At 72.2% G+C, this 15,451-nt stretch carries 16 protein-coding genes; 5 read left to right on the top strand and 11 right to left on the bottom strand.

The genetic code is table 11. The annotated features are described in order from the left end of the window. Nucleotides 1-120 precede the first annotated feature (120 nt). The 3 genes from LEL83_RS06320 to LEL83_RS16180 form a co-directional block, all read right to left on the bottom strand. The gene (locus LEL83_RS06320; protein ID WP_225558165.1) at nt 121-768 is read right to left on the bottom strand and encodes a DNA alkylation repair protein; all 648 of its coding nucleotides are present in this window, start codon (nt 766-768) and stop codon (nt 121-123) included. Between the two features lie 287 nt (nt 769-1,055). After that, nucleotides 1,056-1,412 (bottom strand): hypothetical protein, encoded by a 357-nt coding sequence (locus LEL83_RS06315; RefSeq protein WP_225558164.1) that lies wholly within the window; start codon nt 1,410-1,412, stop codon nt 1,056-1,058. Nucleotides 1,413-1,551: 139 nt separating this feature from the next. After that, nucleotides 1,552-2,748 carry a peptidoglycan DD-metalloendopeptidase family protein gene (locus LEL83_RS16180; RefSeq protein WP_198657433.1) on the bottom strand — a complete coding sequence of 399 codons (1,197 nt, stop codon included), beginning with the start codon at nt 2,746-2,748 and terminating at the stop codon, nt 1,552-1,554. Between the two features lie 158 nt (nt 2,749-2,906). Between LEL83_RS16180 and LEL83_RS06305 the strand changes: the two genes are divergently transcribed. Continuing rightward, a complete protein-coding gene (locus tag LEL83_RS06305) occupies nt 2,907-4,787 on the top strand; it encodes a gamma-glutamyltransferase family protein (RefSeq protein WP_372454442.1) in 1,881 nt (626 codons plus the stop codon). Between the two features lie 21 nt (nt 4,788-4,808). Here the strand turns inward: LEL83_RS06305 and LEL83_RS06300 are convergent, their stop codons facing one another. Both LEL83_RS06300 and LEL83_RS06295 read right to left on the bottom strand, forming a co-directional pair. After that, nucleotides 4,809-5,852, bottom strand: coding sequence for an NAD(P)-dependent alcohol dehydrogenase (locus LEL83_RS06300; RefSeq protein ID WP_198657431.1), 1,044 nt, complete (start codon nt 5,850-5,852; stop codon nt 4,809-4,811). A 22-nt stretch (nt 5,853-5,874) separates the two neighbouring features. Beyond that, nucleotides 5,875-6,483 carry a DUF805 domain-containing protein gene (locus LEL83_RS06295; RefSeq protein ID WP_225558163.1) on the bottom strand — a complete coding sequence of 203 codons (609 nt, stop codon included), beginning with the start codon at nt 6,481-6,483 and terminating at the stop codon, nt 5,875-5,877. Nucleotides 6,484-6,605: 122 nt separating this feature from the next. Between LEL83_RS06295 and LEL83_RS06290 the strand changes: the two genes are divergently transcribed. Together LEL83_RS06290 and LEL83_RS06285 are read left to right on the top strand one after the other, a co-directional pair. Further along, nucleotides 6,606-7,046 carry an OsmC family protein gene (locus tag LEL83_RS06290; protein WP_198657429.1) on the top strand — a complete coding sequence of 147 codons (441 nt, stop codon included), beginning with the start codon at nt 6,606-6,608 and terminating at the stop codon, nt 7,044-7,046. A gap of 121 nt (nt 7,047-7,167) precedes the next feature. After that, a complete protein-coding gene (locus tag LEL83_RS06285; RefSeq protein ID WP_225558162.1) occupies nt 7,168-8,703 on the top strand; it encodes a threonine/serine exporter family protein in 1,536 nt (511 codons plus the stop codon). Between the two features lie 108 nt (nt 8,704-8,811). Here the strand turns inward: LEL83_RS06285 and LEL83_RS06280 are convergent, their stop codons facing one another. After that, the gene (locus LEL83_RS06280) at nt 8,812-9,006 is read right to left on the bottom strand and encodes a DUF2795 domain-containing protein (protein ID WP_027467172.1); all 195 of its coding nucleotides are present in this window, start codon (nt 9,004-9,006) and stop codon (nt 8,812-8,814) included. A gap of 83 nt (nt 9,007-9,089) precedes the next feature. Next, a complete protein-coding gene (locus LEL83_RS06275; RefSeq protein ID WP_198657427.1) occupies nt 9,090-9,773 on the bottom strand; it encodes a TetR/AcrR family transcriptional regulator in 684 nt (227 codons plus the stop codon). A 172-nt stretch (nt 9,774-9,945) separates the two neighbouring features. On the opposite strand from LEL83_RS06275, the gene LEL83_RS06270 reads away from it, so the two are divergent. Then, on the top strand, nt 9,946-10,263 hold the full coding sequence (locus LEL83_RS06270; RefSeq protein ID WP_198657426.1) for a hypothetical protein: 318 nt from the start codon (nt 9,946-9,948) through the stop codon (nt 10,261-10,263). Nucleotides 10,264-10,365: 102 nt separating this feature from the next. Here the strand turns inward: LEL83_RS06270 and LEL83_RS06265 are convergent, their stop codons facing one another. After that, nucleotides 10,366-11,307, bottom strand: coding sequence for an SDR family oxidoreductase (locus LEL83_RS06265; protein WP_198657425.1), 942 nt, complete (start codon nt 11,305-11,307; stop codon nt 10,366-10,368). Nucleotides 11,308-11,451: 144 nt separating this feature from the next. Here LEL83_RS06265 and LEL83_RS06260 point away from each other — a divergent pair, with 144 nt between their 5' ends. Next, the gene (locus LEL83_RS06260; protein ID WP_225558161.1) at nt 11,452-12,279 is read left to right on the top strand and encodes a hypothetical protein; all 828 of its coding nucleotides are present in this window, start codon (nt 11,452-11,454) and stop codon (nt 12,277-12,279) included. A gap of 43 nt (nt 12,280-12,322) precedes the next feature. Here the strand turns inward: LEL83_RS06260 and LEL83_RS06255 are convergent, their stop codons facing one another. The 3 genes from LEL83_RS06255 to LEL83_RS06245 all read right to left on the bottom strand — a co-directional run bounded on the left by LEL83_RS06255 (nt 12,323) and on the right by LEL83_RS06245 (nt 15,447). Next, complete coding sequence (locus tag LEL83_RS06255) at nt 12,323-13,105, bottom strand: endonuclease/exonuclease/phosphatase family protein (RefSeq protein WP_225558160.1); 783 nt, start codon at nt 13,103-13,105, stop codon at nt 12,323-12,325. A gap of 38 nt (nt 13,106-13,143) precedes the next feature. Continuing rightward, nucleotides 13,144-14,652 (bottom strand): LCP family protein, encoded by a 1,509-nt coding sequence (locus LEL83_RS06250; RefSeq protein ID WP_225558159.1) that lies wholly within the window; start codon nt 14,650-14,652, stop codon nt 13,144-13,146. Nucleotides 14,653-14,796: 144 nt separating this feature from the next. Further along, complete coding sequence (locus LEL83_RS06245; RefSeq protein WP_225558158.1) at nt 14,797-15,447, bottom strand: GntR family transcriptional regulator; 651 nt, start codon at nt 15,445-15,447, stop codon at nt 14,797-14,799. Nucleotides 15,448-15,451: the final 4 nt, after the last annotated feature.

The following is a 15,451-nucleotide window of genomic DNA, read 5'->3' as shown; positions in this document are numbered from 1 at the left end:
ACTGCACAGTCGGTTCGCAGCGCAGGGTCGCGACGTGGCGGTTGCGACCTCGGCGCGGGCGTGTCGGCGTGGCGGTGCGGTACCGGTGCCGGTGCGCCGATGCGCCGATGCGCCGGAGGGTCAGCCGCGCAGGCGGTCGCGTTCCGCCGGGGGCAGGTGCTCGGTCGCCGTCCGTCGGGCCGCCGGGCTCAGGAACCGACCGCTCTTCTCGAGGAACGCCACGAGTGCTCCCTCGGACGCCCGCTTGCCGGTCTCGCGCAGGACCCACCCGAGGGCCGACTGCACCGTCTCGCCCCGTTCCCGCACCAGCCGGCCGGCGATGCCGAGCGGCACCTCGGCGTCGCCCTGCTTCGCGAACGCCAGCGTCGCCACGATCGCGATCCGCCGGACCATCGCCACGTCGGACTTCACGAGCGCGAACAGCGGCCCGGTCGACCCGCCCACGAGCGGGGCGCCGACGAGTTCCTCGGCAGCCAGGTCGACGAGCACCGAGTCCGCGAAGCGCTCGGCCTTCGCCGCCGACAGGTACTCGTCGGTCAGCTCCGGGTCGGGGTGCGCCCGCATCGCCTGGACGAGCAGCAGGACGGCCACGAGCTTCGCGCCGTCGTCCTCGCTCCAGAGCAGCGCCGAACGCTCCCCCTCGTCCAGGTCGGAGAACTGCCGTGCGACCCTGCGGGCCGCGGCGACGTCGCCGGTGGTGCGGGCGAACGCGGCCAGGACGGCTTCGGCGTCGGGCGCGTTGCCGCCTCCGGCGTGGAGGCGCGTCATGCGACCTCCCGGACAGTTGCGTCGCTTCGGGGTGCGGTCCAGCGTCCGCGGCTGAGGACGATGACTGCGACGACCACCAGGAACACGATGACCCCGCTTCCGGCACTGGACAGCCCGGACAGGACCCTCGCCAGCACGCAGTTCATCGGTCACTCGAGGCGACGAGTTGCCTGTCCGCTTCCAGGCTGAGCGCGACCTGACCGGTCTTCTTCACGAAGGAATCGTACGAGAACAGGGCGAACCGCGTTCCTGGCGATGCACTTCCGACCACCTGCCGGAAGTACGCATCAGGACGCAGCGAGCGCCGCCGGCTCGCCCTCGTGCACGAGCTGGTGCACCCGCTGGTACGAGACCCCCAGGACCACCGCGATGTCCCGCAGGGTGAGGCCGTCGTCCTTCAGCGAGACAGCGATCGCCTTGCGGAGCGAGAGGGCGCGGGCTTCCTTGACCTCGGCCTCGGCGCGCAGGGCAGTGGCTTCTTCGAGCGAACGCGCCAGGGTCGGATCGAGCTCGGCACGGATGACCACGGTGACGTCGCCCTGATCGACCTCCGCGACGAAGGCGATCGCTTCACGCTGCGCATCGGCAGCGAGGTCGAGCCGACGAACCTGCGAGATCGCGCCGGGGAACAAGGCAAGTGCCATAGACAGAAACTGGATGCCGCGCTCTCGCCCGGTGCGAGGGGCACCAGACGAGTGAGCAGAAGACGTCGGGTGCCTTGGGGCAACCCGTCGTCTTCTGCTCACTCGATGCACGGGGCGAGAACGCCCGCCCCGTCCCGCGTCAGCGGAAGTGCATGTTCTTCAGCGGGTCGACCAGCGTGCCGTTCCGCCGCGTCTCCACGTGGATGTGCGGCCCGGTCGACTGCCCGGTGTTGCCGGACTTCGCGATCTCGGTGCCGAGCTTCACGATCTGCCCCTGCTTCACCTGGATCTTGCTCAGGTGCGCGATGAGCACCGCCGTCATCCCGTAGGTCACGACGACGTAGTTGCCGTAGGCGCCGTCGTTCGAGACGGTCCTGGTCACCGTCCCCGTGCCGGACCCGTACACCGGGGTCCCGACGGGCACCGGCGCGTCCGCACCCTGGTGGTAGCGCGGGACGTGCCCGGCGCCGCGGTCGTCGCCGTAGCGGCCGGTGATCTTCGTGCCGTTGACGGGCCAGGCCAGGCCGGTGACCGGACGGCTCGACCACACGCGGGTGTCCTTCGCACCGTAGAGCACGACGTTGCCGTCGACCTGCACGAGCAGGTTGCCCGAACCGGCCGTGCTCGTGCGCGAGCTCCAGAGCGCCACCTTCTTGCGCGAGGCGTCGCGCGTCCAGATGACGAAGTTGCCCTTGGTCTGCAACTCCGCCCAGGCGCCGCGGTGGCCACCGGTGCGCGACTGCCAGACGACCTTGCCGTTCTGCTTCTGCACGAGGTTGCCGTCGGTGCGCATGTTCAGCGTGCGCGACGAGCCCTCGTCCGAGCGCAGGACGGTCCCGCCCAGGATGGTGTTGCCCGAGGCGACACGGTCCTGGTACCCGGTCCAGCTCACGACGACGGTCTTGCCGGCCAGGAGCGCCATCGTGCCGTCGGCGCGGACCTTCAGCGCGGTCGAGTTCACCGACCCTGCCGAGGCCCAGCGGGCGATGCGCTTGCCGTTCTTGGTGATGTCGAGGGCACGGTTCTTGCCGACCACGGCGATCGCACCGGAGTTGCCGGCCGTGTTTGACGCCCACAGCACGCGGTTGCCGATGCCGTACTCCACCAGGTTGCCGTCGCCCTGCATGATGAGCTTGAACTGGCCGTTCGGCGACGTCACCTGGTCGCCGGGGACGAGCTTGGTGCCGGCCGGGGCCGAACCGACCCAGACGGCCGAGGCCGCGGCCGGTTCTGCGGTCGCGACGAGCGCCCCCGCCGCCAGGGCCAGTGCCGTGACGGCACCGGCGATGCGTGGGAGTCGGCGCGCGCGTGCGACGGTCGACGGAGTGGTGGTCATGGATCCCCTGCCCTGGAACCGACCGTGCGAGCGCACGGGCGTTCGGCGCTCGCCCTGTACGAGTCGCCGAACGATGTTCGCTTTTCTGCGCGGGGCGCACAACCCCTTGACAGGGGGGTGCCTGGTGCCGGCACGCCGCCCGGGGACAGGATGGGGCCATGCCGACGCCGAACCCCGCCTTCGTCCCGCCCGAACGCCACACCTCGCGGCCCGACCTGCAGGGGACGTTCGGCATGGCGGCGTCCACGCACTGGATCGCCACGGCGACCGCGCAGTCGGTGCTCGAGCGCGGCGGCAACGCGTTCGACGCGGCCGTCGCCGGGGCCTTCGTGCTGCACGTGGTGGAGCCACACCTGAACGGCCCGGGAGGCGACCTGACGGCGGTCTTCGCGACGGCCGCGAACCCGTCGCCGACGGTGCTGGTCGGGCAGGGTCCGGCCCCCGCCGGCGCGACCCCCGAGCACTACCGCGCCGAGAGCCTCGACCTCGTCCCCGGATCCGGCGCGCTGGCCGCGACCGTCCCGGGAGCGGTCGACGCCTGGCTGCTCCTGCTCCGCGACCACGGCACGTGGGAGCTGGCCGACGTCCTCGCGCCCGCCGTCGGGTACGCCCGCGACGGTCATCCGGTCGCCCCCGCGGTGGTCCGGACGATCACCGCCGTGCAGGACCTGTTCCGGCTGCACTGGCCCACCTCCGCCACGCGGTGGCTGCCGGGAGGCACGGTGCCGGTCCCCGGGGACCTGGTGCGCAACGAGGCGCTCGCCTCCGTGCTGGACCGGCTCGTCGAGGCCGGTGGCGGTGCCGCCAGCCGGACCGCCCGCATCGACGCGGCCCGGTCCGAGTGGGCGGAGGGGTTCGTCGCCGAGGCGATCGACCGGTTCGTCCGCGAACCGCACCGGCACGCGTCCGGGACCGACCACGCGGGGGTCCTCCGGGCGTCGGACCTGGCCGCGTTCCGTGCGTCGTACGAGCCGGCCACGACCGTCGAGTTCCGCGGTTGCACGATCGCCAAGACCGGCGCGTGGGGACAGGGGCCGGCACTGCTGCAGACCCTCCGGCTGCTCGAACCGCTCGACGACGCCCTGCTCGACCCGTCGACCGAACTCGGGGCCCATACGATCGTCGAGGCGCAGAAGCTCGCCCTCGCCGACCGTGAGGCGTTCTACGGCGACGGCGCGGTCCCGATGGACGTGCTGCTCTCCGACACCTACGCCGACGAGCGCCGCACGCTGATCGGCGAGCGGGCGTCCGCGGACCTCCGCCCCGGAACGATCCCCGGGGTCGAGCACGCAATGCCGCCCGTCCGCACCGCGTACGACGCCGCCGGGTCGGTGGGCGTGGGTGAGCCGACCGTGCAGGTCACCCGTGCTGCCGGAGCCGACACCGAGGTCCCGCCGGCCGCCCCGGTCGAGGACCGCGGCGAGCCGTTCGTGGCCCCGGACGGGGAGACCCGCGGGGACACGTGCCACATCGACGTCGTCGACCGCTGGGGCAACATCGTCAGCGCGACACCGTCCGGCGGCTGGCTGCAGTCCTCACCGACGATCCCCGAGCTCGGGTTCTGCCTCGGCACGCGCCTGCAGATGACGTGGCTCGAACCGGGCACGGCATCGACCCTGCGCCCCGGCGAGCGCCCCCGCACCACGCTGACCCCGACCCTGGTGCTCCGCGACGGCCAGCCGGTCGCCGCGCTCGGGTCCCCCGGGGGCGACCAGCAGGACCAGTGGCAGCTGCTGTTCCTGCTGCGCTGGATCGTGGGCGGCTACTCCCCGCAGCAGGCCGTCGACGCCCCGGCCCTGCACACCACGTCCTTCCCCGGTTCGTTCTGGCCCCGCACGTGGGAGCCGGCGGGGCTCGTGGTCGAGGACCGGCTCGGCGACGCGGTGGTCGCCGGTCTGGAGGCCCGTGGTCACGTCGTCATGCGCGCCGGCGACTGGTCACTGGGTCGCCTCTCCTGCGTCACCCGCGACCCGTCCACGGGAGTGCTGGGCGCGGCGGCGAACCCCCGCGGTGCGCAGGGCTACGCCGCCGGCCGCTGACCGGTCGCAGCGGGACGACGCCTAGAGCGTCGGGACGACCACCGCGCGGCCCGAGAGCTCGCCCGCCTCGAGCTTCCGGTACGCCTCGAGCGCGTCGGACAGCGCGTACCGCTCGACGTCGGGGACGATCTGCCCCGCGCGGTACATCGCGACGACCTCGTGCAGGTCCTCGATGGTGCCCCAGTACGTGTTCGTGATCGTCGACTCGTACGGCGTCGAGAAGAAGTTCCACTCGGTGGTGCCGCCGGCGATCCCGACGACGGTGAAGCGGCCGCCGACCGCCATCGACGCCTGGGCCACCTTGATGGTGGGGGTGGCACCGACGAAGTCGAATGCCGCGTCGACGCCGCGCCCGCCGGTGATCTCGCGGATGCGCTCCGCCTGGTCCGGTCCGCCGGGGACGGTGATCGCCCCGCGGGCGGCGGCGCGGTCCATCGCGTCCTGCTTCATGTCCGTGGCGATGACCGTCGCGCCGGTGAGCGCGGTGAGGATCTGCACGGCGATCTGCCCGAGGCCGCCGAGCCCGACGACGAGCGCGAAGCGACCACCACCGGCCAGGTTCGGCAGGGAGTTCTTGATGGCGTGGTACGGCGTGAGGGCGGCGTCGCTGAGCGGTGCGGCGGCGATCGGGTCGGCGTCGCCGAGCGGCACCAGGTTCCGCGCGGGCACGGTCACGTACTCCGCCATGCCGCCGTCGCGCCCGAGGCCGATGCCCATGTAGGGGTTCGTCGCCGCGTTCTCGCAGTAGGTGTCCTGCCCCTTGGAGCAGTACGAGCAGTGCCCGCAACCCACCGGGCCGTACACCAGGTAGGCGTCCCCCACGGTGAACCCGGTGACCCCGTCGCCGACGGCCTCGACCCACCCGGAGTTCTCGTGGCCGAGCACGAACGCGGGCGCCTGTGCACCCGGCTGCCCCTGCTGGAACTCGCGGTACACAGCGACGTCGGAGTGGCACGCTCCGGCTCCGGCGACCTTCAGCAGGACCTCACCCGGCCCGGGTGTCGGCTTCGGGACGTCCGTCAGGGACGGGAAGGTCTGGTACTGCTCGAACACGACGGCGCGCATGGGGTTCTCCTTTGATCGCCCTTCACGCTACACCTGTTGTTGAGGGCAACGCCTGTTGCGCAGGCCCCTCCGAGCCTCGCCGCCCGGCGAACAGTCCGCGGTCGAACCGCGCACCACCAGGACGCGACGACCGCGCCACCATGATCGTCACCACGAGCCACCCGATCGGCCCGGTGAAGACGAGGAGCAGGATCCACAGGCCGGTGTGGTCGCGGTCGTGCAGTCGCCGCACGAGCAGCGACCACCGCGGGATCGCCGTGACGAGGAGCACCACCATGATCGCGACGTCACGCACATCGGCCCAGGCGTCGCGCCCGGTCCCGAAGCCGAACCGCCAGCCGTGGTCATCACCGAGCAGGTGGAAGGCGACCTGCGGCGAGGGGACGACGCCGAAGGGGTCGGCGAAGAACTGCCAGCGCCCGACGCCGTCGGCCGACAGCCAGGCCAGGAGTGCGGTGGTCACGGCGAACTCGAGCGCGATGACCCACCAGAACTCCGAGCGGCTCGCCCGCCCGTGGAACCGCCACCCCTGCGTCCAGAACCGGAGCCAGGCGACCACCGGGTTCGTCACGTCCACCGGACCCTGCCGGAGCACGGACGCGCGGAAGCCGGTCATGTCGCTGTCCCCCATGCGCCCGATCGTAGGGCAGACCTGCGTCTTCCCCGTGAGCCGGTTGCGAGAACGGTCGTTCTCCGATTGACTCGGCTGCGGCGGTCCCGCTCGGGGCCGCACCCCACACGAAAGGAGCGGGCATGCCCACTCGCACCGCACGCACCGCCTGGAACGGCGGCCTCAACGACGGTTCCGGTCAGGTCGAGCTCTCGAGCTCCAAGGTCGGCACGTACGACGTCTCGTTCCCGAAGCGCGCCGCTGACGAGGCCGGTGGCACCACGAGCCCCGAGGAGCTCATCGCCGCCGCGCACTCGGCCTGCTACGCCATGCAGTTCTCCGCCGTCCTCGGCGAGGCCGGCGGCACCGTCGAGGCCCTCGACGTCAAGGCAGACGTCTCGCTCGGCCCGGACCCGGCGGGCGGCTTCCAGCTCACCGGCATCGCCCTGACGGTCAGCGGCGAGGTCTCCGGCATCGACGAGGCCACCTTCCTGAAGGCCGCCGAGGACGCCAAGGCGACCTGCCCCGTCAGCAAGGCGCTCACCGGCGTCGAGATCACGCTGCACGCGACGCTCGAGCAGTAGACGCGGCGGTCAGCGTCACCACGTGACGGACGGGAGGCCCGGTGCCAGCTGGCACCGGGCCTCCCGTCCGTCGCTCAGCGGACGTCCGGACTCGGGCCGCCTCGGCTGGCACGATGGCCTGATGGCCGAGCAGCACCCCCCTGGCCCGCACAAGCCGGGCCGTCCGCCCCGGCCACGCCGCCGCAACCTGGCGCAGCACGACCTGCGCGACGCCCGAGCCCGCCTGCGCGGCACGATCTACGAGCACGTCGAACCCGACGCCAAGGGGCGCGACCAGTACACGGCGCAGCAGATCGTCGACTTCTGCCTCGACCTGGCCGAGGTGATGCTCGCCTCGGGCGCGGACACCCGCAGCGTCGAGACCGCCGTCGTCGCCGTCTCGACCAAGTGGAACCTCGCGCCGCTCGACCTCGACTTCTCCGGCAGCTCGGTGACGATCCAGTACGCCCCCGCCGACGTCCCACCGCTCGTGAAGGTCCGCACCGTGCGCTCCGACGGGTCCGACCTCGACAAGCTCGCGCGGGCGAACCAGATCGTCGACGACCTGATCCACGACGACCGCGACATGACCTCGGCGGTCAACGCCCTGGTCGCCGTGCTGCGCCTGCCCCCGCGGTGGCCGATGTGGCTCTCCGACGTCGGACTGTCCGTCCTCGGCATCTCCATCGCCATGCAGGCCGGTGGTGGCGTGCGTGCCGGTCTGGGCGCGTTCGTGCTGATGCTCGGCATCATCGTGTCCGGACGCTGGCTGACCGGCCGCGGGTACCCGCAGTTCTTCGTGTCCGGGGCGCAGGGCGCGGTGGCCTCGGCGATCGGCACCCTCGCCATCTGGGCCGGGGTCCTCGACCCGGGTGGAGCGGCCACCATGGTCGCCGCCCTCGTCGTGCTCCTGCTGCCGCACCCGTCGTTGGTGACGTGGGCGCAGGACGCGATCTCCGGCTTCCGAGCGATGGCCGTCGCCCGGGCGTTCTACATCGGCCTGATCATCGCGGCCATCGTGGTGGGGGTGCCCGCGGGGATCGCCCTGACGCACTGGCTGTCGATCGAGGTCGACCCGACCGGCATCGTCACGCGGACCCTGCCGCTCTGGGCGTCGCTGTCGCTCACCGTGGTCTCGGCCGCCGCGAACTGCTTCGTGCAGCAGGCCAGCGCCCGGGTGATCCCCGTCGCGGTCGTGTTCTCGGTGGCGGCCGGTGCGGCGCTGTGGGGACTGCGCCAGCTCGGACTCCCGCTGCTCGGGGCGACGTTCCTGGCCGCGGTCCTGCTCGGCGTCCTGTCGACCTACGCCGCCGTGCGGATGCGGACGGCGGTCGCGGCGATCGCGGTGCCGGCGTTCTGCGGGGCGCTGCTACCGGGTGTCGCCGTGTCGAACGCCCTGCTCAACGTCATGTCGGGGTCGTCCAGCGCGGCGCTCGACTTCGTCGCGGCGGTGTCGGTGGCGCTCGGGATCGGCGCGGGCCTGGTGCTCGGCGGCCTCTTCGCCACGCCGGGCGCCCGCCGCGCCCTCCGCCGCACCCGCCGGGTCGTCGTGCACTCGGTGCACAGCGACACCACCGCGCTCCGGGTCATCCGGGACTCCGGGTACGACCCCGGCAACGGCTCGGTGCCGCGCGGGACGCGCTCCGACCCCCTGAGCGGCCCCGGCACCGCTGAGTGAGCAGAAGACGCCGGGTGCGATCGCGCCACCCGACGTCTTCTGCTCACTCGATGTGCACGAGCCCGCGCGAGCACGAGCCCGCGCGAGCACGTGCCCGCGCGTCCGCGCTCAGCCGGCGTCGGAGACGGCGCTCGACACCGCGGTCGGGGCGTCGTACTCGCCGTCCGGGATCGCCCGGAGCGCCTCGAGCACGTCGTCCGGCGCGCCCTCCTGCTCCGCCGTCGAGACGACGTCGTCCTTCGATGCCGGGTAGTCGATGCCGCTCAGGTACTTCTGGACCTGGATGGGGTTCGGTGCTGCCATGTCGGTTCCTTCCGTCGACATCAACCGAGTACCCGGTCGGTGCTCCGAGCCGACGGAGCGATGCGTTCCGCGGACGAACTGCCTCAGAGCTGCCAGCTGCCCGAGTCGTCGTCGTCCCAGGTCGCGTGCCGACGGGCGGCCGACGGCTCGTACCGCTCCATCCAGCCGCGCTCGAGCCGGGCGACGGCGCGGTCGAACGCCGGGACGAGGTCGAGCTCCGCACGGAGCAGGGACTGCAGCTGCAGCCCCTCGTACAGGGCGATGAGCTGCTCGGCGCCGCGCCGCGGGTCCATCGTGTGCGGCGCGCGGCCCGTCGCGATGTCGCGTTCGAGTCCGCGCGTGATCTGCGCCCAGAACAGCTGGTAGCGCGACCGCAGGTAGGGCGCCATCGGGTGCGCCGGGTTGCCCGCGACCGACAGCAGGGCGACCAACAGCCGCATCAGCGCGGGGTCCTCGGCGTTCGAGGCGACGATCGCGCGGAGCAGGTCGACGGTCGAGCCGTCCGCCACCTCGTGGGTGACCTCGTCCATCCGGGCACCGCTCCAGCGGTCCACCGCGGCGAGCACCAAGCCGTCCCACGACGGGAAGTGCTGCTCGAGCTCGGCGACGGAGATGCCCATCCGCTCGGCGACCTGCACGGGCCGTGCCTCGTGGAACGGAACGTCGCGGAGCAGGTCGACGGTGGCACCCACGATGGTGATCCGGAGGTGCAGGGTCGCCGCCGCGGCAGCCGCAGCGTGCGTGTCGGCGCTGGTGTGTTCGAGCATCGTGCCCTCCGTCGTCCCCGGACGTCCTGTCCGTGTCACCCCGGGTCCGGGGCACGTCCATCCAAACGCAGAACGGGGGACACCAGAATCCCCGGTACGGGTGTCGGCACAAGGGGGGACAGACGTCCCGGTGCCCAGCGGGTCCGCGGCCTCGCGTGTGACGATGTCGGACATGACGCCGAACGATCCGACCGCGCAGGGCCTGGCGACCATGGCCTCGGCCGGGTTCGAGTTCGGTGGCGATCCGGACCAGGTGGCGCACGACGTCCGCACGATGTGGGAGCAGCTCGGTCGCCCGGCCGGTGCGTTCGAGGCAGCGGCTCAGGCCATCGCCGTGCTGCCGCAGCGCCCCGAGGTGCCGATCGCCGAGCAGGCCCGACGCCGGGCGCTCGAGCACGCGATCGGGATCAACCCGGTCGAGGTCGAGCTCGCCGCCGCACTCTCCGCCCGCGAGCTGCTCGAACGGCTGGCACGCTCGGTCACCTGCTGATCCCGGCGAGGCTGGGGACGCGACCCGGAGCACGACGGGAGGCGCGGTGCCCACCGGCACCGCGCCTCCCGTGTGATCGCTCGCTCGCTCGTGGAACGCGCCCTACGGCGTCGGCATCCCGCCGTCCACGTGCAGGGTCTCACCGACGACGTACGACGACTCGCCGCTCGCCAGGAAGACGAAGGCGGGCGCGAGCTCGGCCGGCTGACCCCAGCGGCCCAGGTAGGTCTGCTCACCGGCGGAGGGCAGCGCCTCCGGCGGCTGGCCGCCTGCGGGCTGCAGCGGCGTCCAGATCGGACCCGGGGCGACGGCGTTGACGCGGATGCCCTTCGGCGCGAGCTGCGCGGCGAGGCCCTTCGCCATGTTGTTCACGGTCGCCTTGGTGGCCGCGTAGTGCACCAGGTGCGGCGACGGCGCGTACGCCTGGATCGACGTCGTGTTGATGATCGTCGAGCCCGGCTGCAGGTGCGGCACGGCGGCCTTCGTGATCCGGAACGTCGCGTAGGCGTTCGTCTTGAAGGTCTCGTCGAACTCCTCGTCGGAGATCTTCGTGATGTCGTCGACGTTCTGCTGCTTGCCGGCGTTGTTCACCAGGATGTCCAGACCACCGAGCTGCTCGACCGCGTCGGCGACGAGCTGCTCGCAGAACTCGAGCGAGGTGATGTCACCGGGCAGCGCGACGGCCTTGCGACCGGCGGCCTCGATGAGCCCGACGATGCGGTCGGCGTCCTCCTGCTCCTCGGGCAGGTACGAGATCGCCACGTCGGCGCCCTCACGGGCGTAGGCGATGGCGACGGCGGCGCCGATGCCCGAGTCGCCACCGGTGACGAGGGCCTTGCGGCCGGTCAGGCGCCCGGAGCCGCGGTAGGTGTCCTCGCCGTGGTCGGCGGGGACGTTCTTCGCCATCTCCTCGTCCGTGCCGGCACCCTCGAGGTACTGCTCGTCGGGCTTCTTGTCGGCGTACAGCTTCGTGGGGTCCTGCATGGAGTACTGGTCGAGCGCACCCTGGGCAGGCCCGGTCTGGTCGTTCTGCTGGTCCGTCATGCCGCCGACGGTACGCAGGGGGTCGCCCCGGGCCGTCCAGGAGGCTGTCCCCCGGTGTCCGCGAATGTCACGGTCCGGTGACGGCCCGGCTCCGATTCGGTAACACCTGTCGTTCTGGTCGCGTGACGGTCGTACCGTTCTACGGTGACTCCTCGGACCCTGCTGGCGCTCGGCGCCGCCGTGCTGGTCGGCTCGGCCAGCGCGCTGACGACCGGTGGTGCGACCGGGTCCGGCGCCGACACCGCCGCAGCCGCCGAGACCGTGCACGATGCCGCACCGGTCCACGTCTCGGCGTCGGAGCTGCGCCGCGTGGACTCGATCGAGCTCGACGCCGAGGCGCTGGTGCTCCGTGACGGCCGCCGGACCGTCGTCGAGTCGTCGATGCGCGACTCCGACCTCACGGTGACCCTGCTCGACCGGCTGCTCGGCACCCCGACGCGCACCCGCACGGCGGAGGGCGACGGGGGCGCGTGCTTCCCGGCCGGCACGACCTCCACGTGGGGCGGCGCCCTGCGCGTGGCGGCGCTGCTGACCGATGCCCGGGCGGGCAACGCGGTCGAGGTCCGGGTGCTGCGCGACTCGGTGCGCAGCCGACTCGGCGACGACATCGAGCTGACCGGTCCGCACGGCATCCAGGTGGGCGACGACATCGCGGACGAGATCGCCGACGCACCCCGCTCCGAACGGGTGTCGTACGGTTCCGACGACTCCCGCGCCTGGCAGCTCCTGCTGGACCAGGGGTGGGGCGACACGCACGCCGAGGACGACCGCGACGCGCGCAGTGAACAGGACGAGCGCCGTGACGCCGACGCAGCGGACCGCCACGGTGCCGACGGCGATGACGGCGATGACGGCGACAGGAACGGCGACGGCGACGGGAACGGCACGAACGGGGTGTCCGCGCTGACGAACGACACCACGGTCACGGTGATCGGGTCGCCGATGCCCGTGCACGCACAGCGCACCTGCTGACCGGACCCTGCAGCCGCCGACCGGACCGCCGGACCCGCTCTGCTCAGATGCGCAGGGTCGCCACGACCGGGAAGTGGTCGCTCGCGAACCAGGTCTCCGGCCCGTCGTGGTCGATGACCACCCGGTCGACCCCCTCGACGTCGCGCGTCAGCACCCAGTCGATCCGCTCTCCCGTGTCGACGGGCGGCTGCCAACCGTTGAACGAGGCCGTGCGGTCCCCGGGGTCGCCGGCGACCGTCCAGGCGTCGGTGAACCCGGCCTCCGCGAACACCCGCGACGCCGCACCGGAGCCGGACGGCTCGTTGCAGTCCCCGGCGAAGACGACCGGCCCGGTGGTGCCGGCCAGACGTTCGACGATGAGCGCGGCGCTCCGTCCGCGCACCTCGTCGCCGTGCGGCCCCTGCTCGTGGTCCAGGTGCGTGGTGAGCAGCGTGAACGCCGGCCCATCGGCGTCCAGGAACCGGACGTGGTTGGCGATCCGGGGGTACAGGCTGCGCCACGTGTTCGACACCGGCTCGTCGGGGGTGTCCGACAGCCAGAACGAGCCCTCGTCGGCCGGGCGGAACCGGTCGCGGCGGTAGAACACGGCCGCGTGCTCACCGGCGTCACCGCCCTCGCGGCCCTGCCCCACGTCGGCGTGGTCCGGCAGTCCAGCGCGCAGGTCGTCCATCTGGTGGGCGAACGCCTCCTGCACGCAGAGCACGTCCGGGTCGTGTCGGCGGATGACGTCGAGCACCACGGGCAGGCGAGCCGGCCAGTCGTGCGCGGGGTCCGGGTTCTTGATGTTGTAGGTCATCAGGACGATCGGGCGTGCGGCGCTGGTCACCCCACGAACCTACCGACGACGCCCCCGGGGCGTTCGCATCAGTAGATGCAGGTGCTGTCCGTGCCGTAGTTGTGCACGTCGGTCGACTTCGGCGACGGTTCCTTCGCGGGCTTCTTCGCCGGCTTCGACGGCTTCGATCCCGAGTCCGAGCCACCGGCCGCCGGCTCGGAGGCCGTCGCGCTCGGCGCGGCCGGCGCCTTCGCGGTCTTGCCGTCCGTGCCGAGGACGAGGGTGACGCCCGTGACCGCACCCGTGCGGACCGCGACCGCACCGGGCACAGCGGACACGACGGCCTTGGCCTGCGACTCCTGACCGGCCGGGTACTGCACCTGCGTGGTCTTCGTGACCGACGACGACCCGGCAGGGGCGACCTGGAAGCCGCGCGCGGTCAGCACCTGACCCGCCGCCGTGGCCGCGCCCTCGACGCCGCTGCCGTTCAGCACGGTGACCGCGGTGTTCGCGGGCTGCGACCGACCGGCCTTCTCGTACGCCTCGGGCTGGCCGACCAGACCCTGCACGAAGGCGGGCAGGCCGACGGTGTCGACCTCGACGATGGACAGCGCCGATCCGTTCACGTAGATGGTCGGGGTGCCGAGGGTCGGGATGGTGGCGGACTGGATGTTGGCCGGCCGCAGGTTCCGCATCTGACCGGCGAGCGACAGCAGGTCGGTGTCGGTCTGGATCGAGTCGCCGACCGCCCCGAGGATGTTGTTCATCTTCACCGGGTTCAGGAGCGTGCCGGCCGACAGGACCTTCTTGGCCTCCTGCGACAGGAAGTACTGCTGGCGCACGTTGCGGTCGAGGTCGCCGTTCGGCAGACCGTGCCGCTGCCGCACGAAGGACAGCGCCTGCTTCGCGTCGAGCGAGGACTTGCCGGCGGGCAGGTCGAGCCCGGAGAACGGGTCGTTCGTCGCCTGCTTCAGGCAGACCTGCACCGGCCCGAGCTCCTTGACCACCTGGTAGAAGCCGAGCAGCGAGACGCGGACGTAGTGGTCGATCGACAACCCGCTCAGGTTCTCGATCGTCTTGATGAGCAACTTCGCACCACCGGTGTCGCCACCGCCGTTGAGCGTGCCGTAGTAGAAGGCGCTGTTGAGCTTGCCCTTGCCGACGTTCGGGATGTCGACGTACGAGTCGCGGGGGAACGAGATCATCGTCGCCTGGCTGCCGTCGGCGTTGATGTGCAGGACGATCATCGTGTCGGTGTTCGTCGCGCCGCCGTCGTCCTCGGTGCTCAGCTCGGCGAGCTGCTCGGGGGTGGCGTTGTCCGGGCGGTGGTCGTCGCCGACGAGCAGGATGTTCTGCGCCTTGCCGTCGACGTCGTCCTTCTGGTCCTTGCCCCCGGCGATCGCGTCGATCCGGGTCACCCCGCTCTGCAGGCGGTTGACGGCGAACACCGCGTACCCGCCGCTCAGCACCAGGGCCATGGTGAGCACGCCCGCCAGTGCCGGGAAGACGACGCCTGCCCGACGCTTCTGGCGACCGTGGCGCGGCGCCACGGCGCCGCGGTGTGCGGGCTCGGTCGTCTGCTCGGGTTCGTTGCTCACCGGGAAACCATAACCGGCACGCGCGGAACGGACATGGGATGCGCCTGGAAGGTCACCCCGTACTCGCCGTCACCCGGTCGGACCGGAGGCCCGTGGCGGCGCCGCCACGGGCTTCCCGTCCGTCGCGGGGTCGCGCTCGTCGCGTCAGTCGCGCGTCGGGAGCAGGTGGATCGCCTCCATCGCGAGCTCAGCCGCGATGGGGTCCTTCGCCAGGACGGCGTCCTTGAGCTTCGCGAGCTCGGGCAGGACGACGTCCGCCGGCACGAGTTCGGCGAGTTCGGGCACCCGGAGCTTGAAGGACAGTCCGTCGGTGGTGGAGCGGCACAGCTGGACGAGCGAGGGGTTCCCGCAGGCGTCGGCCCACTGCGCGTAGATGTCGGAGCCTTCGCGGGCGACCTGGTCCTGGCCGTCCGAACCGATGCGCGCCACGACGTCGTCGAGCATCTTCACGATCTTCTTGCGCTGCGCGTCCGTGAACCGGGGCACCGCGAGCCGCACCACACCGCCGTAGATGACGCCCAAGGTGCGGTAGGCGTCGAGGAGCTCGTCCTTGGTCGGGGACGCGACCCGGGTGTAGCGGTTCGGTGCCATCTCGATGAGGCCGGCCCGGGCCAGCTCGGCGAGGGCTTCGCGGATCGGCGTGCGGGAGACCCCGAGCCACGCGATCAGGTCGTCGTCGTTCAGCCGCTCCCCCGGCTCGAGCGTGCCGTCCATGATGGCGTCGCGGATCTTGTCCTGCACCGTGTCGCGGAGGAGCTTGCGCTCCGCGGCCGGCTGCGTCGAGGGAACTGGCATGGAG

The sequence above is a fragment of the Curtobacterium oceanosedimentum genome, assembly GCF_020297365.1.
Taxonomy (GTDB): Bacteria; Actinomycetota; Actinomycetes; order Actinomycetales; family Microbacteriaceae; genus Curtobacterium.
This window is presented reverse-complemented; position numbering and strand designations above follow the sequence as displayed.

Bases quoted from the DNA above. Each gene is read 5' to 3' on its own strand.
- LEL83_RS06295 (WP_225558163.1), bottom strand. From the start codon at position 6,483: ATGGGGGACAGCGACATGACCGGCTTCCGCGCGTCCGTGCTCCGGCAG.
- LEL83_RS06305 (WP_372454442.1), top strand. From the start codon at position 2,907: ATGCCGACGCCGAACCCCGCCTTCGTCCCGCCCGAACGCCACACCTCG.
- LEL83_RS16180 (WP_198657433.1), bottom strand. From the start codon at position 2,748: ATGACCACCACTCCGTCGACCGTCGCACGCGCGCGCCGACTCCCACGC.
- LEL83_RS06290 (WP_198657429.1), top strand. From the start codon at position 6,606: ATGCCCACTCGCACCGCACGCACCGCCTGGAACGGCGGCCTCAACGAC.
- LEL83_RS06315 (WP_225558164.1), bottom strand. From the start codon at position 1,412: ATGGCACTTGCCTTGTTCCCCGGCGCGATCTCGCAGGTTCGTCGGCTC.
- LEL83_RS06270 (WP_198657426.1), top strand. From the start codon at position 9,946: ATGACGCCGAACGATCCGACCGCGCAGGGCCTGGCGACCATGGCCTCG.
- LEL83_RS06265 (WP_198657425.1), bottom strand. From the start codon at position 11,307: ATGACGGACCAGCAGAACGACCAGACCGGGCCTGCCCAGGGTGCGCTC.
- LEL83_RS06245 (WP_225558158.1), bottom strand. From the start codon at position 15,447: ATGCCAGTTCCCTCGACGCAGCCGGCCGCGGAGCGCAAGCTCCTCCGC.
- LEL83_RS06285 (WP_225558162.1), top strand. From the start codon at position 7,168: ATGGCCGAGCAGCACCCCCCTGGCCCGCACAAGCCGGGCCGTCCGCCC.
- LEL83_RS06300 (WP_198657431.1), bottom strand. From the start codon at position 5,852: ATGCGCGCCGTCGTGTTCGAGCAGTACCAGACCTTCCCGTCCCTGACG.
- LEL83_RS06320 (WP_225558165.1), bottom strand. From the start codon at position 768: ATGACGCGCCTCCACGCCGGAGGCGGCAACGCGCCCGACGCCGAAGCC.
- LEL83_RS06275 (WP_198657427.1), bottom strand. From the start codon at position 9,773: ATGCTCGAACACACCAGCGCCGACACGCACGCTGCGGCTGCCGCGGCG.
- LEL83_RS06280 (WP_027467172.1), bottom strand. From the start codon at position 9,006: ATGGCAGCACCGAACCCCATCCAGGTCCAGAAGTACCTGAGCGGCATC.